An 18645-nucleotide genomic window follows, 5' to 3' on the forward strand; every position below is an offset into this window, starting at 1 on the left:
GAGACAGTCATGACGCATGCAGCGCAATTTATTAATGGTCAATGGCAAGCAGGCCTTGGTCATGCATTTCAATCTGTAAACCCTGCAAACAACGAGGTTATTTGGCAAGCAAACACAGCAACTGCCGAACAAGTAGACAGCGCAGTTAGTGCTGCGCGTGAAGCATTCTACAGCTGGGCTGACAAATCATTTGCAGCGCGTTTAGCGATTGTAAAAACATTCGCAGAAACATTAAAAGAGCACAGCGAAGAATTAGCGGTTGCTATCGCACAAGAAACCGGTAAACCACTTTGGGAAACACGCACTGAAGCAGGCGCTATGGTGGGTAAAATTGCTATCTCTGAAAAAGCATTTTTAGAGCGTACAGGTGATGTTGAAAACCCAATGCCACAGGGCCGTGCGATGATCCGCCACAAGCCTCATGGTGTTGTAGCAGTATTCGGCCCTTATAATTTCCCAGGTCACTTGCCAAATGGCCACATTGTGCCAGCGCTTTTAGCGGGTAATACCGTGGTATTTAAACCCTCTGAGCTAACACCAGTAGTTGCTGAGTTAACGTTAAAGTTATGGCAAAAGGCGGGTCTTCCTGCGGGCGTAATTAACCTTGTGCAAGGTGAAGTTGAAACCGGTAAAGCACTTGCGTCTCATAAAGGTATCGATGGCTTATTCTTTACGGGCTCTTCACGCACAGGTCACATTTTACATGAACAGTTTGCAGGTCAACCTGGTAAAATCTTAGCGTTAGAGATGGGCGGTAACAACCCGCTAATCGTTACTGATGTTGCAGATACAAAAGCAGCTATTCACGATATTATTCAATCAGCGTTTATCTCTACAGGTCAGCGTTGTACGTGTGCGCGTAAGCTGTTTTTACCAACAGGTGAGCAGGGTGATGCAATCCTTGCAGGTCTTATTAAGGCGACTAAAGCGATTAAAGTGGGTGACTACGACGCTGAAGACCAACCTTTCATGGGCTCGATGATTTCAGCAGCGGCTGCTGCCGGTATGGCTGCTGCGCAACAACAACTTGTTGAGCTTGGCGCTGAGGTGCTAGTTGAGCTAACGCACAAAGAAAATACCGGCTTTGTAACACCGGGTATCTTAGAGTGTACAAATGTAGCTAACTTCCCAGATGAAGAACACTTTGGACCACTACTTAAAGTATTCCGTTTCACTGATTTTGATGCTGCTATTGATAAAGCGAATGACACAAGCTTTGGCTTATCTGCGGGCTTATTAAGCGACAGCGCAGCAGATTACGACCACTTCTTACGTCGTATTCGTGCTGGTATTGTGAACTGGAACCGACCAATCACGGGCGCATCAAGTGCTGCACCATTTGGTGGTATTGGCGCGTCGGGTAATCATAGAGCGAGTGCCTACTATGCGGCCGATTACTGTGCTTATCCAGTTGCTTCGGTTGAGCTAGAAAAAGTAGCGATGCCGGCTACCTTAAGCCCAGGTCTAAAAATTGATTAATCGGTACTTATAATTGAAAAAAGCAGCCTAGGCTGCTTTTTTTGTATTAGCTTTATAGCAAAGGTAGCAATTAAAAGCGCTTTCTGCTTAAATCAATAGAGTTATAAATTTTATTAGGTGTACAGTGGTATGGTTTTAGATAGGCAAGGATACGATGATCTCGTCATGTATCTCACTCAAAATTTAGCGCTATTTGAGAAGCCTGGTCAAATAAAACCAGGAGCTCCTACCGTTTTAGAGTTAATTGAAGATGTTATTGCTGAGAATGTGATGCTTCTTTGTGAACAACATACAGAGCTAAACACCGAACAGCGAAGTCAAATAGTTCGTGAAGTTGACGGTATTGTGTATGACTTACAAGAAGTACTCAGTAGTGTAACTAATCAACCCGTCACTGTTGAGCAGCATGCGTTTATCGATGAGTTTGCAGGCCTTGTGAAAAACTTGTTCGACAATGCCGTAATAGAGAGCGCATAACCTTTCAAAGCCTAATATCGTTTTTCGATTGCATATCAGTGTGACTTGCTTACAATCAAACAAAAATAATTGTAAGAGATAAAACATATGCAAGCGAATGTAAAATGGGTAGAAGGTGATACGTTTATCGGCCTTTCAAATTCAGGCCACAATGTAGTTTTTGATGCCGGTAGTGACAGTGCTGCACCAAGTCCAATGGAAATGGTGCTAATGTCAGCGGGTTGTTGCTCATCTGTTGATGTAGTAAGCATCCTTAAAAAAGCCAAACAGTCGTTTAGTGATGTACACGTAAAGTTAACTGCTGAGCGTGCTGAGTCAGCCCCTCGCGTGTTTACTAAGATTAATCTACACTTTGTGGTTACTGGCGATAATGTCTCTGAAAAACACCTTGCCCGTGCTGTTCAACTGTCTGCTGAAAAGTATTGTTCGGTAGCCTTAATGCTTGATAAAACAGTAGAAATCACTCACAGCCATGAAGTTGTGCAAGAACAGGTAAAATAACGCTTTTTCCGAGCAGAAAATTCGTATAAAATCCGCGAACTTTTATTTCTGCTGGTGCAGGTTTCACTCGTTTTAAGGTTGGTTTAGCATGAATAAACCCTTCGATAAAATTAAGCTTCATGGCTTTAATAACTTAACTAAGAGCTTAAGCTTTAGTATTTACGATATTTGTTACGCAAAGACGGAACAACAACGTAAAGAATATATTGAATATATCGACGAACAGTACAGTGCTGATCGCCTTACCGATATTTTAGGTGAAGTTGTGGATATTATTGGTGCAAACATTTTGAATGTTTCTCGCCAAGATTATGATCCGCAAGGTGCCAGTGTAACAATTTTGATTTCTGAAGAGCCAATTGAGCAACAAACAACGTATGACGTTGATGAAGCGCCAGGGCCTCTTCCTGAAACGGTTGTAGCACACTTAGATAAGAGCCACATATGTGTTCATACATACCCAGAAGCTCACCCTGATGACGGTATTTGTACGTTCCGTGCCGATATCGAAGTATCAACCTGTGGCATTATTTCGCCATTAAAAGCGTTAAACTTCTTAATCCACAGCCTAGAGTCTGATGTTGTAACAATTGACTACCGTGTACGTGGTTTTACCCGTGACGTAGATGGCGTTAAGCACTATATCGATCACGCGATTAACTCAATTCAGAACTACATGACTGAAGATACAAAAGAAGCGTACCAAATGATGGACGTAAACGTGTATCAAGAGAACTTGTTCCACACCAAGATGATGTTAAAAGAAACTGACTTGAATACTTATCTATTCGGGGTTTCTACAGCCGATCTTTCTGAAGAAGAAGAAGAAGTTATCTACTCTAAATTAACCCGTGAGATGCAAGAAATCTTCTACGGTCGTAATTTACCTGATACAGAGTAAGTGACAGGAAGAATTAAAAACGGCGTATAAGCTAGCTTATACGCCGTTTTTTTATGCTTCAAATTGAGCACTGAATTGACTGCGCTTTTAAGGACTTATATGCTGATAAAAAGCCTCTGTTAAGGACAACTATGACAGTTAATCTCTCTCATTCTGTATTTCTTGCAGAGCAAGTCCGCAAAAATGAAGGGCTTGCTGCTACAACAAGCGCAGTAACACTTTATGAATTGATGGAACGCGCAGGAAAGGCCGTTTTTGACCATACGTGTGCTTATTTTCCTAATGCTAGCAGGTACGTGGTATTAGTCGGTGTGGGTAATAACGCCGGTGATGGCTATGTGGTTGCCCGATTAGCAAAACAAGCGGGTAAGCAGGTGACAGTGATCGCCGCTTTGCCTGACAAGCCATTAAAAGGCGATGCACTCACTGCTCAACAAGCGTGGTTTGATGCTGGTGGTACAATTACGAAGAGTTTAAGCGCATTCGATCAAGCCGATGTCATCGTTGATGGTTTACTTGGTACGGGTATTCAAAACGAAGTTCGCACGCCGTTTAGCCAACTTATTCAATTAGCGAATAGTAGCCGTGCCCCAATAATTGCGATAGACCTGCCCTCAGGTATTCATGCTGATACTGGCTCAATATTAGGTGTTGCGATTAAGGCACTTGTTACTGTTACCTTTGTTGGGATTAAGCAAGGTCTTGTTACGGGGCAAGGAAGAGCACAAGCTGGCGTATGTGAATTTACCGACTTAGGTATTGGTGAGGCCTTTTTAAAGCTTACAGAGCCAACGGCAGCGCTTATTAGCTATCAAACAGTTGATGCATTGCCTGCCAGAGATAACAACAGTCATAAAACAAGTCATGGCAAATTACTATGTGTCGGTGGCAATACGGGCACTGCAGGAGCAATTCGTTTAACGGCAGAAGCAGCTCTGCGTACTGGTGCGGGTATGGTCAAAGTGTTCACGCATTCAGAATCTGTGCTTAGTGTGAGTATTGGCAGGCCAGAGCTGATGGTGAGTGCAGCAAACTTAACTGCTGCACTTGAGTGGGCAAGTTGTATTGCAATAGGCCCAGGACTTGGTTTGGATACTTGGTCAGAAGAGGTCTTTGAAACGGTTATGCAGTATTGTTTTACGCATAACAAGCCTTTGGTAATTGATGCAGATGCACTTACATTGTTGGCTCAGCACGCCTCTTCATTTCCAATTGTCAATTCGGTGATCACCCCACATCCTGGTGAAGCCGCCCGTTTGCTTAACTGTAAAGCAAGTGATGTTGAAGCAAATCGCTTTGCTGCGGTAAGTGAGCTTGCACATAGCTACACAACAACCTGTGTTCTAAAAGGAGCAGGAACCTTAATGGCTAACAAAAACCAAGTATGGGTGTGTACAGATGGTAACCCTGCACTTGCTGTTGGTGGCAGTGGTGATGTTCTGACCGGCATTATTGCTGGGCTGCTTGCACAGGGGATTAATACAACGCAAGCGGCCACTTTAGGTGTTACCTTGCACGCAAAAGCGGGTGATATTTTAGCAAAGGCTGAAGGAGAGCGTGGGATGTTACCCAGTGACTTATTTAGCGTTGTAAGGCAGTTGATTAAGGAATTGGCGAGTAACGATGATTTTAACTGCTAAGCCGAAAAAACTTTCGGCTCAGTCTAACACAATCCTAGCTTGAACAAGCCAATATTGAGTTAACATTTTCATTGATTCAACTAAATCAAAATAACTGGATGGCTTGGTCATAAAAGCATTCGTACCTAAGCTGTAACATTGCTTAATATCAATTTCTGAGTCAGAGGTTGTAAAAATAATAATCGGAATATGACGATAACGCTCCGATTTTTTTAGCTCAACTAATGCTTCTTTTCCGCCCTTTCTTGGCATGTTTAAATCTAATAAAATTAGACTTGGTAAAATTTTATTTTTATCAAGTGACTCAAGTAATTGCATGCCGTCATCGACAAATTGAATTTTATTTTCGTCGACATTGTTTTCAACAAGGGCATCACGGATGAGCTCTTGATCATCAAGATCATCATCAGCAACTAAAATATAGCTCACAGAGCGTAATTTTTTAGTAAATAATTTGTCGTTAAACATTGGCAACCCCTGAATTTATAGAATGTGGCTTATCTGTGTTATGTAGCTACTTTTTCATAAAAAACAACAAATTAAATAATTAGTTACTCGAGTAGTATATACTTTAGCTAAGCAAGTGTTATATTAACTTGCTTATACCTATAATACAAACATAAGTTTATTAATAACACGATGATATTAAATAACACTAGTACAAATAGAGTGACAGCTCTACGCGAAAAATTGAACCTTTCTCAACAAGAGTTTGCGGATAAAATAGGCATAACTCAAGGTGCTTTATCGCAATTAGAATCTGGCAAGTCGACCTTATCTCTCAGTACGATTACTAAAATCAGCCAAGTGTTTAATGTTGACTGCAATTGGCTTATTTTGGGAATAGAGGGGTATGATGATTCACATTTTCAGAGCTATCAAAAAGTCTTAGGGACTTCATTCATTCCACTTGTAAAGGAAGAGGCTCATGCTGGTTATATAGATCAATGCAATGATGAAGGTTACATCAAAACCTCAGATGTCTATAAAATTCCAGGATTTGAAAATGGTAACTATCGACTCTTTGAAGTAGAAGGCGACAGCATGTTACCCACTATTCGGCCGAGAGAAACGGTTATCACTGAGCAAGTTAAAGACATTACACAGTTAGAAAACGGTTCTGTTTGCGTTGTTGTCACTAAGGATGGCATTATTGCTAAGCGCCTGTTCCGTCATGACACAAACCCTATCAGTTACTTATTTAAGAGTGATAACCCTGAATACAAAACATACTCTATTCAGGGAGATGATATTTTAGAGATCTGGCATGTTAAGGCAAAGATAAGCTCTATAACTGATCAGGAGTCCTATATTCAGAATCAACGTTTTCAGTCCATTGAAAATGAAATTAGACAACTAAAAGAGCATATTAGTAGAGTTTTACCGCCACAAACGTAGCGGTAAAATACTAAAGTTGAGTTAACTCTACTTCTTTTAGCGGCAAAGTAACGTAAAATTGCGCGCCTTCATTGATACTCGCTTGTGCTGTAATTGAACCATAATGACGTTCAACTATTTTCTTACAAATTGCTAAGCCTAGGCCTGTTCCTTCGTAGGCATGTTTAGAGTGAACCCGTTCAAAAAGGTTAAATATTCTGTCTTTAAACTCGCTATTGAAGCCAATTCCGTTATCAACAACAGCGATAACAATATGCTCATCTGTTCGCTCAACTAACTTAATTTCTATAATGGGTGGCTGATTTGGGTGGCTAAACTTAAGTGCATTGAGAATTAAGTTTTGAAACAAACGCTGGATTTGTCGTTTGTCGCCATAAATCTCACCAACCTCTTCGATGTGAAACACCGCTGACTTGTCAGCTATAATTAGCTCAAGGTCATCAAGAATATCATCTAAAATATCTTGTGCTGAGAAGCGACGAAAATCTTCACCTTTTCGATTGATCCTAGAAAAGCTCAGTACCCCTTTGATGAGTTTTTGCATTCTTTCAGCAGAGTCCATCATACGTGAGATATACGAAGCGTTTCTTTCTCCAATCTGTTCTTTAGAGTTTTGCAGGCGATCACCGAACATTTGGATTTTACGTAACGGCTCTTGTAAATCATGAGACGCAACAAAAGCAAAACGTTCCAACTCTTTGTTAGACTCTTCAGCGGTTCTAAGCGCGATTTCAAGGTCAAGCTCGGCTTGTTGTCGGGTGAGTATTTCCGCTTTTAAAGCGACGGTTCGCTCATTCACTTTAGTTTCTAACACGTTGTTTAGCTTTTTAAGTCGCTCTGACTTTTCGATTACATGATTAATCAAATGATTGCGAAACTTTAACGCGCAAGAGATTTCGTTGGCTTTCCAAGGAGTGCACTTATTGCGAACATTTTCTTGCCATAAGCGGAACGAGCTACGAGGCATCAGGCGATGACTACCGTCATCAAGAAACTCAATTATTTTTTCGGGTTTCCCTCCCCAGTTCTTTGTTTCAATGACCTCTTTACGAAACCACATAATAAATAGGTTTTCATTCGTAGAGATGGGCATAGCAAGCACGCCACTGGCTAGATTAGCAAACTTATTAAAGTCAGCATGCTCATTAGATAAATGATGATTATGATAAAGTAACTCATCTTCTAGATGGTGTTCTTTTATCCATTCAAACAAATCATTAATATCATCGTTTGCGGGCACATCACCAAAACTTTCAATGTCTTTTTCTAGTCGCCATGCAACGCCATCTGCGTTTAGCATGCTAAGCAGAGCAGGGGCCTGTTTGCGTAAACCATCAATAAAAAAGACCTCTTCAGACATGTGCTCAGCTATTTCTGCACTGATTGAAGTGGCATTGGCCTCTTGAATTGCTTCAACTGATTGTGTTTTCAGTGAGATAATATAAGACAGCATCAAGCCCATATATTGCGCAACTTGGCGTGCTTCAAATGGAACAACATGACTTGAATAATGGTGGCAAGCAATCAGTCCCCATAATTTACCAGCAATAATAATACTGATGGACATTGATGCTTTAACCCCCATGTTGCGCAAGTATTGGCAATGGATAGGGGATACACTTCTTATTATACACGTGCTTAAATCTACCGGCTTATCTTGTGGGTAAATAGGTGATACCTCAGCATCTACATCGGCAAGTAACCGAATAGGGTTACGTAAGTATAAAGCACGCGCCTGTTTTGGAATATCTGACTCAGGAAAGTGTTGGTGTAAAAATGAGTTTAACTCATCTTTTTTGGCTTCTGCCACGACCTGACCATTATATTCATGATCAAACTGATAGAGCATCACGCGATCAAAGCCGGTTAAGTTGCGAACCTCTTTTACCGCCGTGTCGTATGATGAGCTTAGCTCTTTTGAATCCGCAATCAAATGAAGTGATTGTTTCATCAAGTAATTCATAGGGTCGAAACTTGAGTGCTCTTTCTTTTTATTAAACTCAAGTTCAATTAGTAGGTATTCATCGTTACGAGAAATAGCCCCTTTAATCGAGGTGTCGTCCGATTTGCCTTTTATTTCAATGGTAAGGGGGTTAATAGTATGGAAGTCTCGCTCAGCTTTATTCCTCTCGATGATGTTGGATGTACTCGGTTCAAAAATATCTCTGATATGCGAGCCTAATAAGCGCTCTTTTTGTGTATTTAAAAGTGCTAAAATGTTTTCGCTGAAATAGTATACTTTGAGTGTTTGAGGGTCAACAACAAGCAAGTAGCCATGCGGTTGAATAGAGCCTGGAATATGAATGGGTTCTTTATGGCAATTATCTAATGAGACTTCAAACTTGTTGCTCAATTTATATCTCCAAGTGATTGAGAGATTACGCTAAATGCGGTGTTCGCTCCCAATAAAATATCATCAGCCGAATGTGGATTATGGTTATGATACTGTTTTAGTGCTTGTATATATTGAGCCCACTTTTCACCTCTGAGATCGCCATAACTATAAAAAAAGCGGATCCCTTCAAGCTCATTTATCCAATTGTGCTTTTTAAGCGCTTTAAATATGTGACCCCCACCCATAGTGGCACCCTCCATTACATACATCATTCCGAATGCTTGTGATACGTTATGGATATTATTTAGATCAACGTGCTTGTTTAAATTAGCAGATGAGGCTTTTTGGGATGCCTGTAAATAAGCAATATCTTGATCTAACCAACCAAGCTTACTGCGGCCAATAAGCAGTTGCTGAGTGGCACCATAAGCTGATACAGAGTGCTCCATTATTGAATAGCTATTACGCATCGCGATTAAAATGTTTAAATACGATTGCTGCGTCATATTTTTATCGAACAATACCGCACCGAGTTGTTTTTCTACATGAGAGTGAAGCGGGTCGGTACTCTTTTTTATAAAAGTATGAATGTTAAGTTGACTGCTATCTCTAATTATTTCGGTGGCGTGTAATACAGCTGAATCCATTATTATCCTGAAGGCTTTTTTAGTGCATGTGTGACGTACTTTGACCAGTATATACTTAGGTACAAGTATGTAAAATAGAAATTTAAGACTTTAGTAGGTGAGTGATAACTAAGCTGCGCTTATTTTAAATCGCTTATCATACTAGCAAGTGATTGTTTTAAAATAAAAAGCAAAAACCCAGCCGAAGCTGGGTTTTTAAAGCAAAGCGCTTAGGAAGGGATGTTTATCACATCATGCCGCCCATACCACCCATGCCGCCCATACCGCCCATGTCTGGAGCAGCTGGTTCATCTTTCGGGATCTCAGCAACCATTGCTTCAGTTGTGATCATAAGACCCGCGATTGAAGCTGCGTACTGTAGTGCAGAACGCGTTACTTTAGTTGGGTCTAAGATACCCATTTCAATCATGTCGTTGTACTCACCAGATGCTGCATTGTAACCGTAGTTACCTTCACCACCTTTTACAGAGTTAACGACAACTGATGCTTCGTCACCTGCGTTAGTCACGATTTGACGAAGTGGTGCTTCCATCGCACGTAGTGCAACTTTAATACCGTGGCTTTGGTCTTCATTGTCACCAAGTAGTTCAGCAAGTTTGCTTGCTGCACGTACTAATGCAACACCACCACCCGGTACTACACCTTCTTCAACCGCTGCGCGAGTTGCGTGTAGTGCATCTTCAACACGGTCTTTCTTCTCTTTCATTTCGATTTCAGTCGCTGCGCCAACTTTGATTACTGCAACACCGCCAGCTAGTTTAGCCATACGCTCTTGTAGTTTCTCTTTATCGTAGTCAGACGTCGCTTCTTCGATTTGTGCTTTGATTTGTGCAACACGACCATTGATGCCGTCTTCTTCACCTGCACCGTCGATGATCGTTGTGTCATCTTTAGTGATCACAACGCGCTTGGCTGTACCTAGGTCTTCGATAGTTGCTTTTTCAAGCTCTAAACCGATTTCTTCAGAAATGACAGTACCGCCGGTTAATACTGCGATGTCTTGTAGCATTGCTTTACGACGGTCGCCAAAACCTGGTGCTTTAACCGCAGACACTTTAACGATACCGCGCATGTTATTTACAACAAGTGTTGCAAGTGCTTCACCTTCTAGGTCTTCAGCAATGATAAGTAATGGCTTACTTGCTTTAGCAACCGCTTCTAATGTAGGTAGTAGCTCACGAATGTTAGATACTTTTTTGTCTACAAGTAGAATGTAAGGGTTGTCTAGCTCTACAGCACCTTTTTCAGCGTTGTTGATGAAGTAAGGAGATAGGTAACCACGGTCAAACTGCATACCTTCCACTACGTCTAGTTCGTTTTCTAACGACTGACCTTCTTCAACAGTGATAACGCCTGAATCACGGCCCACTTTTTCCATTGCTTGTGCAATGATGTCACCGATTTCTTTATCAGAGTTAGCTGAAATAGTACCTACTTGTGCAATCGCTTTTGTATCAGCACATGGAACAGAAAGCGCTTTAAGCTCTTCAACTGCTGCAATGACCGCTTTGTCGATACCGCGCTTAAGGTCCATAGGGTTCATACCCGCTGCAACCGCTTTTAAGCCTTCGTTTACGATAGCTTGCGCTAATACTGTTGCAGTTGTTGTACCGTCACCTGCTGCGTCATTCGCTTTAGACGCTACTTCTTTAACCATTTGTGCGCCCATGTTTTCGAACTTGTCTTCAAGCTCGATCTCTTTAGCGACAGATACACCATCTTTGGTGATGACTGGCGCGCCGAATGATTTATCTAATACAACGTTACGGCCTTTAGGACCTAAAGTTACTTTCACTGCGTTTGCTAAAATATTTACGCCAGTTAGCATTTTGCCACGTGCGTCACCTGCAAAAAGTACTTCTTTTGCTGCCATGATTAAATTCCTCTTAAATTCTATAAACGGGTTGCTAAACGAAAAGTAGGATTAGCCTACAATGCCTAGAATGTTGTCTTCACGCATGATCAGGTACTCTTGACCTTCGATCTTTTCAGTTTTTTCAACGTATGAGCCGAATAGCACTGTGTCACCAGCTTTTACTTCTAGAGCTCTTACTTCACCGTTGTCTAAAATACGGCCATTACCAACAGCGATTACTTCTCCGCGCGTTGATTTTTCAGCTGCAGAGCCAGTTAATACAATACCGCCAGCAGACTTAGTTTCTTCTTCTAGACGCTTAACGATGACGCGATCATGTAAAGGGCGAATGTTCATTTATTTAGTTCTCCTAACAGTTTCTGAACAGTACAGAAAAAATCGTGTGTTTTGCAGGGGAGGTTGAGCCACCCGATGCATTTCATTGCCTTCAATAATGGGGGTGGCTTAAAAAAATCCAAGTATAAAAATTAAAAAATTTTAATCTTTTCTTTCATACTCACCATCAATCGTTGTTGGTTGGTGAGTTGGCTCTTCATGTTGTGGGGTTTTGCTGTGATATTGAAAGTGAGCAGAGCTGTGATTTGCTTGTGAACTCATACGCACCGTTGCTTGACTCGCAAGGCTTGCAGCAAGCTTGTTACGAATAGCAGGTGTTAGCAATAAAAAGCCAAAAACATCAGTCATGATGCCAGGTGTAACGAGTAAAACACCGGCAATAATCACACATAATCCAGTGAATAACTCTTTTGCTGGCATTTGTCCTTGTGCCATCTGTAATTGCACGTTTTGAATGGCGCCTATACCTTGTTGCTTCACTAATTTCGCGCCAACTAGGGCGGTCACAATCACAAGTGCTATGGTGGCAAAGCCGCCGATCACTTCACTCACTTGGATGAGTAAAGCAATCTCCACGATGGGCACTAAAATAAATAATAAAAACAAAAATCTAAACATAACACTCTCTAAAAATGCCACTCTTACGAGTCAATGAAATATAAATAAGGGTGAACAGGTCTTTTTTCAAGGTGGAACCATGGATCACTGTCGCCGCTACACATTGTATCCGCTATCGGCTACTATGGTGCGACTCAAGTAATCAAATAAAGGTTCCTTATGACAACGCATTTTCGACTTATTTTTACGACCTGCGCAAATGAAGCAGAGGCTCGTCAGTTAGCACAACATTTAGTGAAAGAGAAACTCGCTGCGTGTGTGAACATTTTGCCAACTGTTGAGTCCATTTACATGTGGGAAGGTGAGGTAACGAGTGAAACAGAAAGCAAGTTACTTATTAAAACTAAGTCAGAAAAAATGAATGAGGTGATCCAAACTATCAAGAAGTTGCATAGTTATGAGATACCTGAAATTCAGGTCGTTGATGTTGCTACAGGCAATTTAGCCTATTTTAATTGGATGGATGAGGTACTCAGTTAATGCGATCGTTCTTTTTATTACTCTGTGCGCTATGGCTAATGCCAGCCAGTGCAAGTAATAGCAACTTACTCGGAAATTTATTACAGCAACCCGCTGAGCAAACCTTTTTACCCGTTGATCAAGCATTTGTTTTTGACTTTGATCAGCAAGGCAAAACGTTATTTATTGGTTGGGATATTGCGCCAGATTACTATTTGTATAAAAAGAAAATTGAAATTATCGCAAAAGGCGCTGACATTGAAACGCCTGATCTGGGTGAGGGAGTCATCATCGAAGATGAGTTCTTTGGAAAGACTGAGGTATTTTTTAATTCTCTCAGTATTATCAATAAAGTCAGTAATGTTACTGAGGGAGCGGTTGTAAAAGTACGTTTTCAGGGCTGCGCTGAAGCGGGGCTTTGTTATCCACCAGAAGTGCGTACTATTCCCCTATCTGTGATTGCTGGTGAACAAGTTTCAGACAATGCGTCAACAAGTAACGCCTTAGCTGCATTAGGTGTAAATGCTGAGTCACCGACTGTAAACCAAACGACTATTGATGAGAGCGCCAAGCCAGCTCAAGAGCAATCTTATACTGATAAATTGGCATCACAAGGACTACTTACTAATCTCGTTATTTTCTTTTTAGTGGGGATTGGCCTTGCGTTTACACCTTGTGTATTTCCGATGTTCCCTATTTTGTCTAGCTTGATCGCGGGTCAGCAAAACCTATCAACCAAAAAGGCGTTTTCGTTGTCGTTTGTTTATGTGCAAGGCATGGCCGTCACATACGCTGCATTAGGGTTAGTGGTTGCGTCACTGGGTGGCCAAGTGCAAGGGTATTTACAACACCCGACAGTGCTTATTAGCTTTAGTATTTTATTTGTACTTTTAGCAATGTCGATGTTTGGTTGGTACGAAATTAAGCTGCCAAGTGGCATGATGAATAAGCTCACACAGGTAAGCAACCAGCAAAAAGGCGGTAATTATGTTGGCGTCTTTATGATGGGGGTTTTATCTGGCTTGATAGCCTCACCGTGTACAACAGCACCGCTATCGGCAGCACTTTTATATGTAGCGCAAAGCGGTGACTACCTAGTGGGTGGTTTAACCTTGTATGTGCTGAGTTTAGGCATGGGCATACCCTTGTTATTGTTAGGTACATCAGGCGGTAAGCTATTACCCAAAGCGGGTGGTTGGATGGAGCAAGTAAAAACCCTGTTTGGTTTTATCATGCTCGTTGTGCCGCTTATTCTGCTAGAGCGTATTGTCGATATTGACATTATTTGGCTGATGGCAGGATTGTTAGCACTTGCAACGGCGTTGTATTTACACCATTGGCAAAGTGGGCAATCACAGGGCAAGTTAAAAACTGCATTATGGTTTGCTGCAACTTTATTAGTTGTTACTGGTGCGAGTTTAACAAAAAATTATTTTTGGCCTAGCCAAGCTTCTGTTGCCGGAGCATCAGCGCAAACACATGGCTTTAAACAAGTTGCTAATTTAACTGAATTGAAAGAAGAGATTGTTCAGGCAAGTAGCGAAGGGCGTTTAGTGATGGTCGACTTATATGCCGACTGGTGTGTCGCGTGTAAAGAGTTTGAACATTACACTTTCCCAGATACAGCTGTACAAAGCGAGTTTGCACATTTTGAACTGATTCAAGTTGATTTAACTGAAAGTGACGCTAAAACCATCGAGCTGATGGAAGAGTACACCGTATTTGGTTTACCAAGTATTTTATTCTTCGACACACAAGGTAATGAGTTAGTTGAGCAACGCGTAACAGGTTTTTTAAATGCCAAAGATTTTGCTGAGCATTTAGCAAAAGTACGAAAAACAGCAAAATAAGCGTAACTTTGCAGCGAAATTTTAAAACGCCACTCATTCGAGTGGCGTTTTCGTTTTTTATACCACTTTTAATTTGCAAATCTAATATATTTGGATTGTTTTTTTTGAGAGTAACTAGTTTTGTTTAGACTCAAAGCACTTTCCTAACGAAGTTGTGTGCCTTGCTATACCTGCTCTTCACTTATTTGGGTAGTGATTAGACCAGTATTTTGCTGCTATTTACGTCGAAATATCTATAATAGGTGGTTAACGTGAGAAATAGTTGCTATTTTTCATTTGAGCCCTTAAGTTAAGGAAGGGTTTAGAGTGAATATAGTTAAACTAGTTACTTAAAGGATATATCGCGTATTATGGCTGCAAAATTAAAGCTTTTAGTTATAAATGGGCCTAATTTAAACATGCTTGGCAAGCGAGAGCCTGAAAAGTACGGCACACAGTCTCTTGACGAGATTATGGCTGAACTTAGCAAGGTCGCTGTTGGTCACAATGTTGATTTGGCGCATTTTCAAAGCAATAGTGAAGCCGCGCTCATTGAGCGTATTCACCAAGCTTGGCAAGCGGTTGATGCAATTATTATCAATCCTGCAGCCTATACGCATACCAGCGTCGCATTGCGAGATGCATTATTGAGTATAGACGTTCCCTTTTACGAGGTGCATTTAAGTAATGTACATGCTCGTGAGGCATTTCGTCATCATTCGTATTTTTCGGATGTAGCACAAGGCGTTGTAATTGGATTAGGTGCAATGGGTTATAAAGTAGCGTTGGAAGCTGCTGTTAACCGATTGCAAAACACACAATAATTTTTAAATAAACTAACAGGCGGGTCGTTTAATGGATATTCGCAAGATTAAAAAACTTATCGAACTAGTAGAAGAATCGGGTATTGCTGAATTAGAAATCACTGAAGGTGAAGAGTCAGTACGCATTAACCGTAATAATATGAGTGCAGGTCCTGCAATGCATTATGCACCTCAACAGTTTGCAGCACCTGCGCCAGCAGCGGCACCAGCTCCAGTAGCAGAGGCACCAGCAGCAGAAGCGCCTGCTCCAGCTGCACCGACTGGCCACCAAGTTAAATCACCTATGGTTGGTTCATTCTACTCAGCAGCTTCTCCTGAAGCAGCACCTTATGTAGAAGTAGGCTCAAAAGTAAATGTTGGCGATACGTTATGTATCGTTGAAGCAATGAAGATGATGAACCAAATCGAATCTGATAAAGCAGGCACAGTAAAAGCTATCTTAGTTGAAAATGGCGAGCCGGTAGAATTCGATCAACCTTTATTCATCATTGAATAATAGCGCAACAAAAGGCCAACTCTATGTTAGATAAAGTAGTCATTGCAAACCGAGGTGAAATTGCACTTCGCGTATTGCGCGCCTGCAAAGAGCTTGGGATCAAAACTGTTGCTGTGCACTCAACGGCAGACCGTGATCTTAAGCACGTGTTACTGGCAGACGAAACAATTTGTATTGGTAAACCAGCTGCGTCTGAAAGTTACCTAGATATTCCACGTATCATTGCTGCGGCAGAAGTAACAGATGCGGTTGCGATTCACCCAGGTTACGGTTTCTTATCTGAAAATGCGGATTTCGCAGATCAGGTTGAACAAAGCGGCTTTGTTTTCATCGGTCCTAAAGGTGACACTATTCGCTTAATGGGCGACAAAGTGTCGGCAATTGAAGCAATGCGTAAAGCAGGCGTGCCTTGTGTACCAGGCTCTGATGGTCCATTAACGGCTGACAGCGAACGTAATATCCAAATAGCTAAGCGTATTGGTTACCCTGTAATCATTAAAGCAGCAGGCGGCGGCGGTGGTCGTGGTATGCGTGTTGTTCGCAGTGAAAAAGAACTAATCGATTCAATTGCTCTTACTCAGCAAGAAGCGAAACAGTTCTTTGGTAATGGCATGGTTTACATGGAGAAATTCCTTGAAAACCCACGTCATATCGAAGTACAAGTACTTGCCGATGGTCAAGGTAATGCGGTTCATTTAGGTGAGCGTGATTGTTCAATGCAGCGTCGTCACCAAAAAGTAGTTGAAGAAGCGCCAGCGCCAGGTATCACTGCTGAAATGCGTAAATTTATCGGCGACCGCTGTACTCGTGCATGTATCGAAATTGGTTATCGCGGTGCAGGTACGTTCGAGTTCTTATATGAAAACGGCGAGTTCTACTTCATTGAAATGAACACACGTATTCAGGTTGAGCACCCAGTAACAGAAATGGTGACTGGTGTTGACTTAATCAAAGAACAACTAAAGATTGCAGCTGGCCAGCCATTGTCATTCACACAAGAAGATGTGGTTATTCGCGGTCATGCAATTGAGTGCCGTATTAATGCAGAAGACCCAGAAACCTTTATTCCATCACCAGGTAAAATCACGCGATTCCACCCTGCAGGCGGTTTAGGTATTCGTTGGGACAGCCATATTTATGCAGATTACACAGTACCTCCTCATTACGATTCAATGATTGGTAAGCTTATTTGTTATGGCGAAAACCGTGATGTAGCAATTGCGCGTTCACGTAATGCGTTAAATGAATTAGTCATTGATGGTATTAAGACGAATACACCACTGCACAAGAAAATTTTAGCAGATGAAAACTTCCAAAATGGTGGAACAAACATTCACTATCTAGAGAAGAAATTAGGTCTGTAAATCGTTTTAAATTGAAAAAGCCGGCAACTTGCCTAATGCCAGTCAGTTAAGCTGACTGGCTTTTTTCTTTGTGGGGTATTTAGTCGGTCTTTTCCTCACAACTCTTGGGTAATACCTATCAGGCCGTTTGTCAGGTAATTTCATCATCCTTAACGATTCCATCAGGTATTCATAGTGAACGGGCAACTTGGTTACTGTTTCCGGTAAAGTGGTTAGGAAGAACACGATGATGTGTCTCATGCAGAGGCCGAAGCTAAGCCGCGATGGGGATAGCTCAGGCATATCTTTAACGGCATCCAGCATAATCATCCGAATCAGGTTGTAGGCCAGTAGTAGTCCCCAGAGCTCCTGTCGTACCATCTCAGGTTTCTTGCTACGAAGTGTTAGCTTGGCCTGATTTAGCGTCTGTTTCATTTCCCTGAACCCTAGCTCTATTTCCCAGCGTTGAACGTACACATCAACAACTTCTTCGTAGGGAAACTGCAATACATCGACCATTGAACTGAGCACATGGTAGCTTTTCCCGTCTACTTTGTAACTGGTTAGCCTCGCGTCGATGGTTTCTGGTAGACCATCAAATTTTTTCCGAGCCTGAGGCGAAGTCTTGAGAGTGATAACAGCATCATGTTCGCTTAGTCGGTGTTTTACTGTGTACTGTAGATCTTTACGGGCAGGGAGCATCCAGTGCGTATTAACGCCTTTAGTCATCCATAAGTACAATAACCCCAGCGAATAATATCCTCTGTCGAAAAGAGTCAGAGAGTTATTGGGAACCGAAGGAATAAGCCGCTGCGCAAGAGACATCTCCCCCACATCCCGACTGTCAAACTCACTGGCCAGTAGAAGGTGGCTGGAGGTTTCCATCAGACTACACATGCGTACCTGTGGATACGGATTATCGCCTTTAGCATTACGGTCACAACCGAATGCAGTAAGGTTCTCACCGGTATCCTGAGCACGAAACATCACGCCATCAACTGCTAACACATTTAAACCACACCACTGTTCAAAGGCAAAATCACCAAAGGCCCGTTGTGCCATCAGCTTAAAGACGTGACCGACAGCTTCATCACCTAGTCGTTGCCGAGCTTGAACTACCGCACTGGGGGCAACAAATCGATTTTTACCTGGTAATGAGATATCAAGTTTATTTGCGATGTCCCAGACAGGGTCATTACGAAAAAGACTCATACCCACGATAGTAAATACGACCGAATCCAGAGGTAACCGGCGACGTCTGATAGTTGCTACGCCCGATAGTGTATAGGCTTGCTGAAGAAGTTCAGGGTCGACAAAAGACATAAGCTTATCGACAGCCTTCAAGTCTTCCGCATGACTAAATGTTTCATCGAGGTTTGTGAGTAAAGACATAAAAAAATCCGATATCAGTTTCTGATATCGGATTTTGAAGCCTTTAAAAGATCGGTCAACCGATCATGAAAATATTCTTAACTGATCGGCATTA

Annotated in this window: 18 protein-coding genes; 11 read left to right on the forward strand and 7 right to left on the reverse strand. The window is 41.8% G+C overall.

Annotated elements, in window-relative coordinates; genetic code table 11:
* Positions 1 to 9 precede the first annotated feature (9 nt).
* The 5 genes from astD to PAARA_RS06400 all read left to right on the forward strand — a co-directional run bounded on the left by astD (position 10) and on the right by PAARA_RS06400 (position 4998).
* Positions 10 to 1479, forward strand: a complete 1470-nt coding sequence (astD, locus tag PAARA_RS06380; RefSeq protein WP_062568247.1) for a succinylglutamate-semialdehyde dehydrogenase — start codon at positions 10 to 12, stop codon at positions 1477 to 1479.
* Positions 1480 to 1608: 129 nt separating this feature from the next.
* Complete coding sequence (locus PAARA_RS06385; RefSeq protein WP_062568248.1) at positions 1609 to 1956, forward strand: DUF3802 family protein; 348 nt, start codon at positions 1609 to 1611, stop codon at positions 1954 to 1956.
* Between the two features lie 87 nt (positions 1957 to 2043).
* Positions 2044 to 2457, forward strand: a complete 414-nt coding sequence (locus PAARA_RS06390; protein ID WP_062568249.1) for an OsmC family protein — start codon at positions 2044 to 2046, stop codon at positions 2455 to 2457.
* Between the two features lie 88 nt (positions 2458 to 2545).
* Entirely contained in the window at positions 2546 to 3358 is an 813-nt protein-coding gene (gene speD, locus PAARA_RS06395) for an adenosylmethionine decarboxylase (RefSeq protein WP_054552422.1), read from the forward strand.
* A gap of 131 nt (positions 3359 to 3489) precedes the next feature.
* Positions 3490 to 4998 (forward strand): bifunctional ADP-dependent NAD(P)H-hydrate dehydratase/NAD(P)H-hydrate epimerase, encoded by a 1509-nt coding sequence (locus PAARA_RS06400; RefSeq protein WP_062568250.1) that lies wholly within the window; start codon positions 3490 to 3492, stop codon positions 4996 to 4998.
* Between the two features lie 18 nt (positions 4999 to 5016).
* On the opposite strand, the gene PAARA_RS06405 is transcribed toward PAARA_RS06400, so the two are convergent.
* Positions 5017 to 5466: a response regulator gene (locus PAARA_RS06405; protein ID WP_062568251.1), complete on the reverse strand. Its 450-nt coding sequence runs from the start codon at positions 5464 to 5466 to the stop codon at positions 5017 to 5019.
* A 201-nt stretch (positions 5467 to 5667) separates the two neighbouring features.
* Here PAARA_RS06405 and PAARA_RS06410 point away from each other — a divergent pair, with 201 nt between their 5' ends.
* Positions 5668 to 6396: an XRE family transcriptional regulator gene (locus PAARA_RS06410; RefSeq protein ID WP_167346337.1), complete on the forward strand. Its 729-nt coding sequence runs from the start codon at positions 5668 to 5670 to the stop codon at positions 6394 to 6396.
* Positions 6397 to 6406: 10 nt separating this feature from the next.
* Here PAARA_RS06410 and PAARA_RS06415 read toward each other — a convergent pair whose 3' ends face one another.
* The 5 genes from PAARA_RS06415 to PAARA_RS06435 form a co-directional block, all read right to left on the reverse strand.
* Entirely contained in the window at positions 6407 to 8749 is a 2343-nt protein-coding gene (locus PAARA_RS06415) for an ATP-binding protein (protein WP_083515275.1), read from the reverse strand.
* Positions 8746 to 9378 carry a biliverdin-producing heme oxygenase gene (locus tag PAARA_RS06420; RefSeq protein WP_062568253.1) on the reverse strand — a complete coding sequence of 211 codons (633 nt, stop codon included), beginning with the start codon at positions 9376 to 9378 and terminating at the stop codon, positions 8746 to 8748. Before PAARA_RS06420 ends, PAARA_RS06415 begins: the two co-directional genes overlap by 4 nt.
* A 226-nt stretch (positions 9379 to 9604) precedes the next feature.
* Positions 9605 to 11251: a chaperonin GroEL gene (groL, locus tag PAARA_RS06425; protein ID WP_062568254.1), complete on the reverse strand. Its 1647-nt coding sequence runs from the start codon at positions 11249 to 11251 to the stop codon at positions 9605 to 9607.
* A gap of 51 nt (positions 11252 to 11302) precedes the next feature.
* Entirely contained in the window at positions 11303 to 11590 is a 288-nt protein-coding gene (locus PAARA_RS06430; protein WP_062568255.1) for a co-chaperone GroES, read from the reverse strand.
* Positions 11591 to 11731: 141 nt separating this feature from the next.
* The gene (locus tag PAARA_RS06435; protein ID WP_062568256.1) at positions 11732 to 12208 is read right to left on the reverse strand and encodes an FxsA family protein; all 477 of its coding nucleotides are present in this window, start codon (positions 12206 to 12208) and stop codon (positions 11732 to 11734) included.
* 159 nt (positions 12209 to 12367) lie between these two features.
* Here PAARA_RS06435 and cutA point away from each other — a divergent pair, with 159 nt between their 5' ends.
* The 5 genes from cutA (at position 12368) to accC (ending at position 17180) form a co-directional block, all read left to right on the forward strand.
* The gene (cutA, locus tag PAARA_RS06440) at positions 12368 to 12688 is read left to right on the forward strand and encodes a divalent-cation tolerance protein CutA (protein ID WP_062568257.1); all 321 of its coding nucleotides are present in this window, start codon (positions 12368 to 12370) and stop codon (positions 12686 to 12688) included.
* Positions 12688 to 14517: a protein-disulfide reductase DsbD gene (locus tag PAARA_RS06445; protein ID WP_062568258.1), complete on the forward strand. Its 1830-nt coding sequence runs from the start codon at positions 12688 to 12690 to the stop codon at positions 14515 to 14517. The genes cutA and PAARA_RS06445 overlap by 1 nt, the downstream gene beginning before the upstream one ends.
* 350 nt (positions 14518 to 14867) lie before the next feature.
* Complete coding sequence (aroQ, locus tag PAARA_RS06450) at positions 14868 to 15320, forward strand: type II 3-dehydroquinate dehydratase (RefSeq protein ID WP_062568259.1); 453 nt, start codon at positions 14868 to 14870, stop codon at positions 15318 to 15320.
* A gap of 31 nt (positions 15321 to 15351) precedes the next feature.
* On the forward strand, positions 15352 to 15816 hold the full coding sequence (gene accB, locus PAARA_RS06455) for an acetyl-CoA carboxylase biotin carboxyl carrier protein (protein WP_062568260.1): 465 nt from the start codon (positions 15352 to 15354) through the stop codon (positions 15814 to 15816).
* 23 nt (positions 15817 to 15839) lie between these two features.
* Complete coding sequence (gene accC, locus PAARA_RS06460; RefSeq protein ID WP_062568261.1) at positions 15840 to 17180, forward strand: acetyl-CoA carboxylase biotin carboxylase subunit; 1341 nt, start codon at positions 15840 to 15842, stop codon at positions 17178 to 17180.
* A gap of 42 nt (positions 17181 to 17222) precedes the next feature.
* Here the strand turns inward: accC and PAARA_RS06465 are convergent, their stop codons facing one another.
* A complete protein-coding gene (locus PAARA_RS06465; protein ID WP_062567086.1) occupies positions 17223 to 18551 on the reverse strand; it encodes an IS4 family transposase in 1329 nt (442 codons plus the stop codon).
* Positions 18552 to 18645: the final 94 nt, after the last annotated feature.

The organism is Pseudoalteromonas arabiensis (assembly GCF_001550155.1).
GTDB lineage: Bacteria > Pseudomonadota > Gammaproteobacteria > Enterobacterales > Alteromonadaceae > Pseudoalteromonas > Pseudoalteromonas arabiensis.

Bases quoted from the DNA above. Each gene is read 5' to 3' on its own strand.
- PAARA_RS06465 (WP_062567086.1), bottom strand. From the start codon at position 18,551: ATGTCTTTACTCACAAACCTCGATGAAACATTTAGTCATGCGGAAGAC.
- speD (WP_054552422.1), top strand. From the start codon at position 2,546: ATGAATAAACCCTTCGATAAAATTAAGCTTCATGGCTTTAATAACTTA.
- PAARA_RS06385 (WP_062568248.1), top strand. From the start codon at position 1,609: ATGGTTTTAGATAGGCAAGGATACGATGATCTCGTCATGTATCTCACT.
- aroQ (WP_062568259.1), top strand. From the start codon at position 14,868: ATGGCTGCAAAATTAAAGCTTTTAGTTATAAATGGGCCTAATTTAAAC.
- groL (WP_062568254.1), bottom strand. From the start codon at position 11,251: ATGGCAGCAAAAGAAGTACTTTTTGCAGGTGACGCACGTGGCAAAATG.
- PAARA_RS06430 (WP_062568255.1), bottom strand. From the start codon at position 11,590: ATGAACATTCGCCCTTTACATGATCGCGTCATCGTTAAGCGTCTAGAA.
- astD (WP_062568247.1), top strand. From the start codon at position 10: ATGACGCATGCAGCGCAATTTATTAATGGTCAATGGCAAGCAGGCCTT.
- PAARA_RS06405 (WP_062568251.1), bottom strand. From the start codon at position 5,466: ATGTTTAACGACAAATTATTTACTAAAAAATTACGCTCTGTGAGCTAT.
- cutA (WP_062568257.1), top strand. From the start codon at position 12,368: ATGACAACGCATTTTCGACTTATTTTTACGACCTGCGCAAATGAAGCA.
- accC (WP_062568261.1), top strand. From the start codon at position 15,840: ATGTTAGATAAAGTAGTCATTGCAAACCGAGGTGAAATTGCACTTCGC.
- PAARA_RS06420 (WP_062568253.1), bottom strand. From the start codon at position 9,378: ATGGATTCAGCTGTATTACACGCCACCGAAATAATTAGAGATAGCAGT.
- PAARA_RS06390 (WP_062568249.1), top strand. From the start codon at position 2,044: ATGCAAGCGAATGTAAAATGGGTAGAAGGTGATACGTTTATCGGCCTT.
- PAARA_RS06435 (WP_062568256.1), bottom strand. From the start codon at position 12,208: ATGTTTAGATTTTTGTTTTTATTATTTATTTTAGTGCCCATCGTGGAG.
- PAARA_RS06445 (WP_062568258.1), top strand. From the start codon at position 12,688: ATGCGATCGTTCTTTTTATTACTCTGTGCGCTATGGCTAATGCCAGCC.
- accB (WP_062568260.1), top strand. From the start codon at position 15,352: ATGGATATTCGCAAGATTAAAAAACTTATCGAACTAGTAGAAGAATCG.
- PAARA_RS06400 (WP_062568250.1), top strand. From the start codon at position 3,490: ATGACAGTTAATCTCTCTCATTCTGTATTTCTTGCAGAGCAAGTCCGC.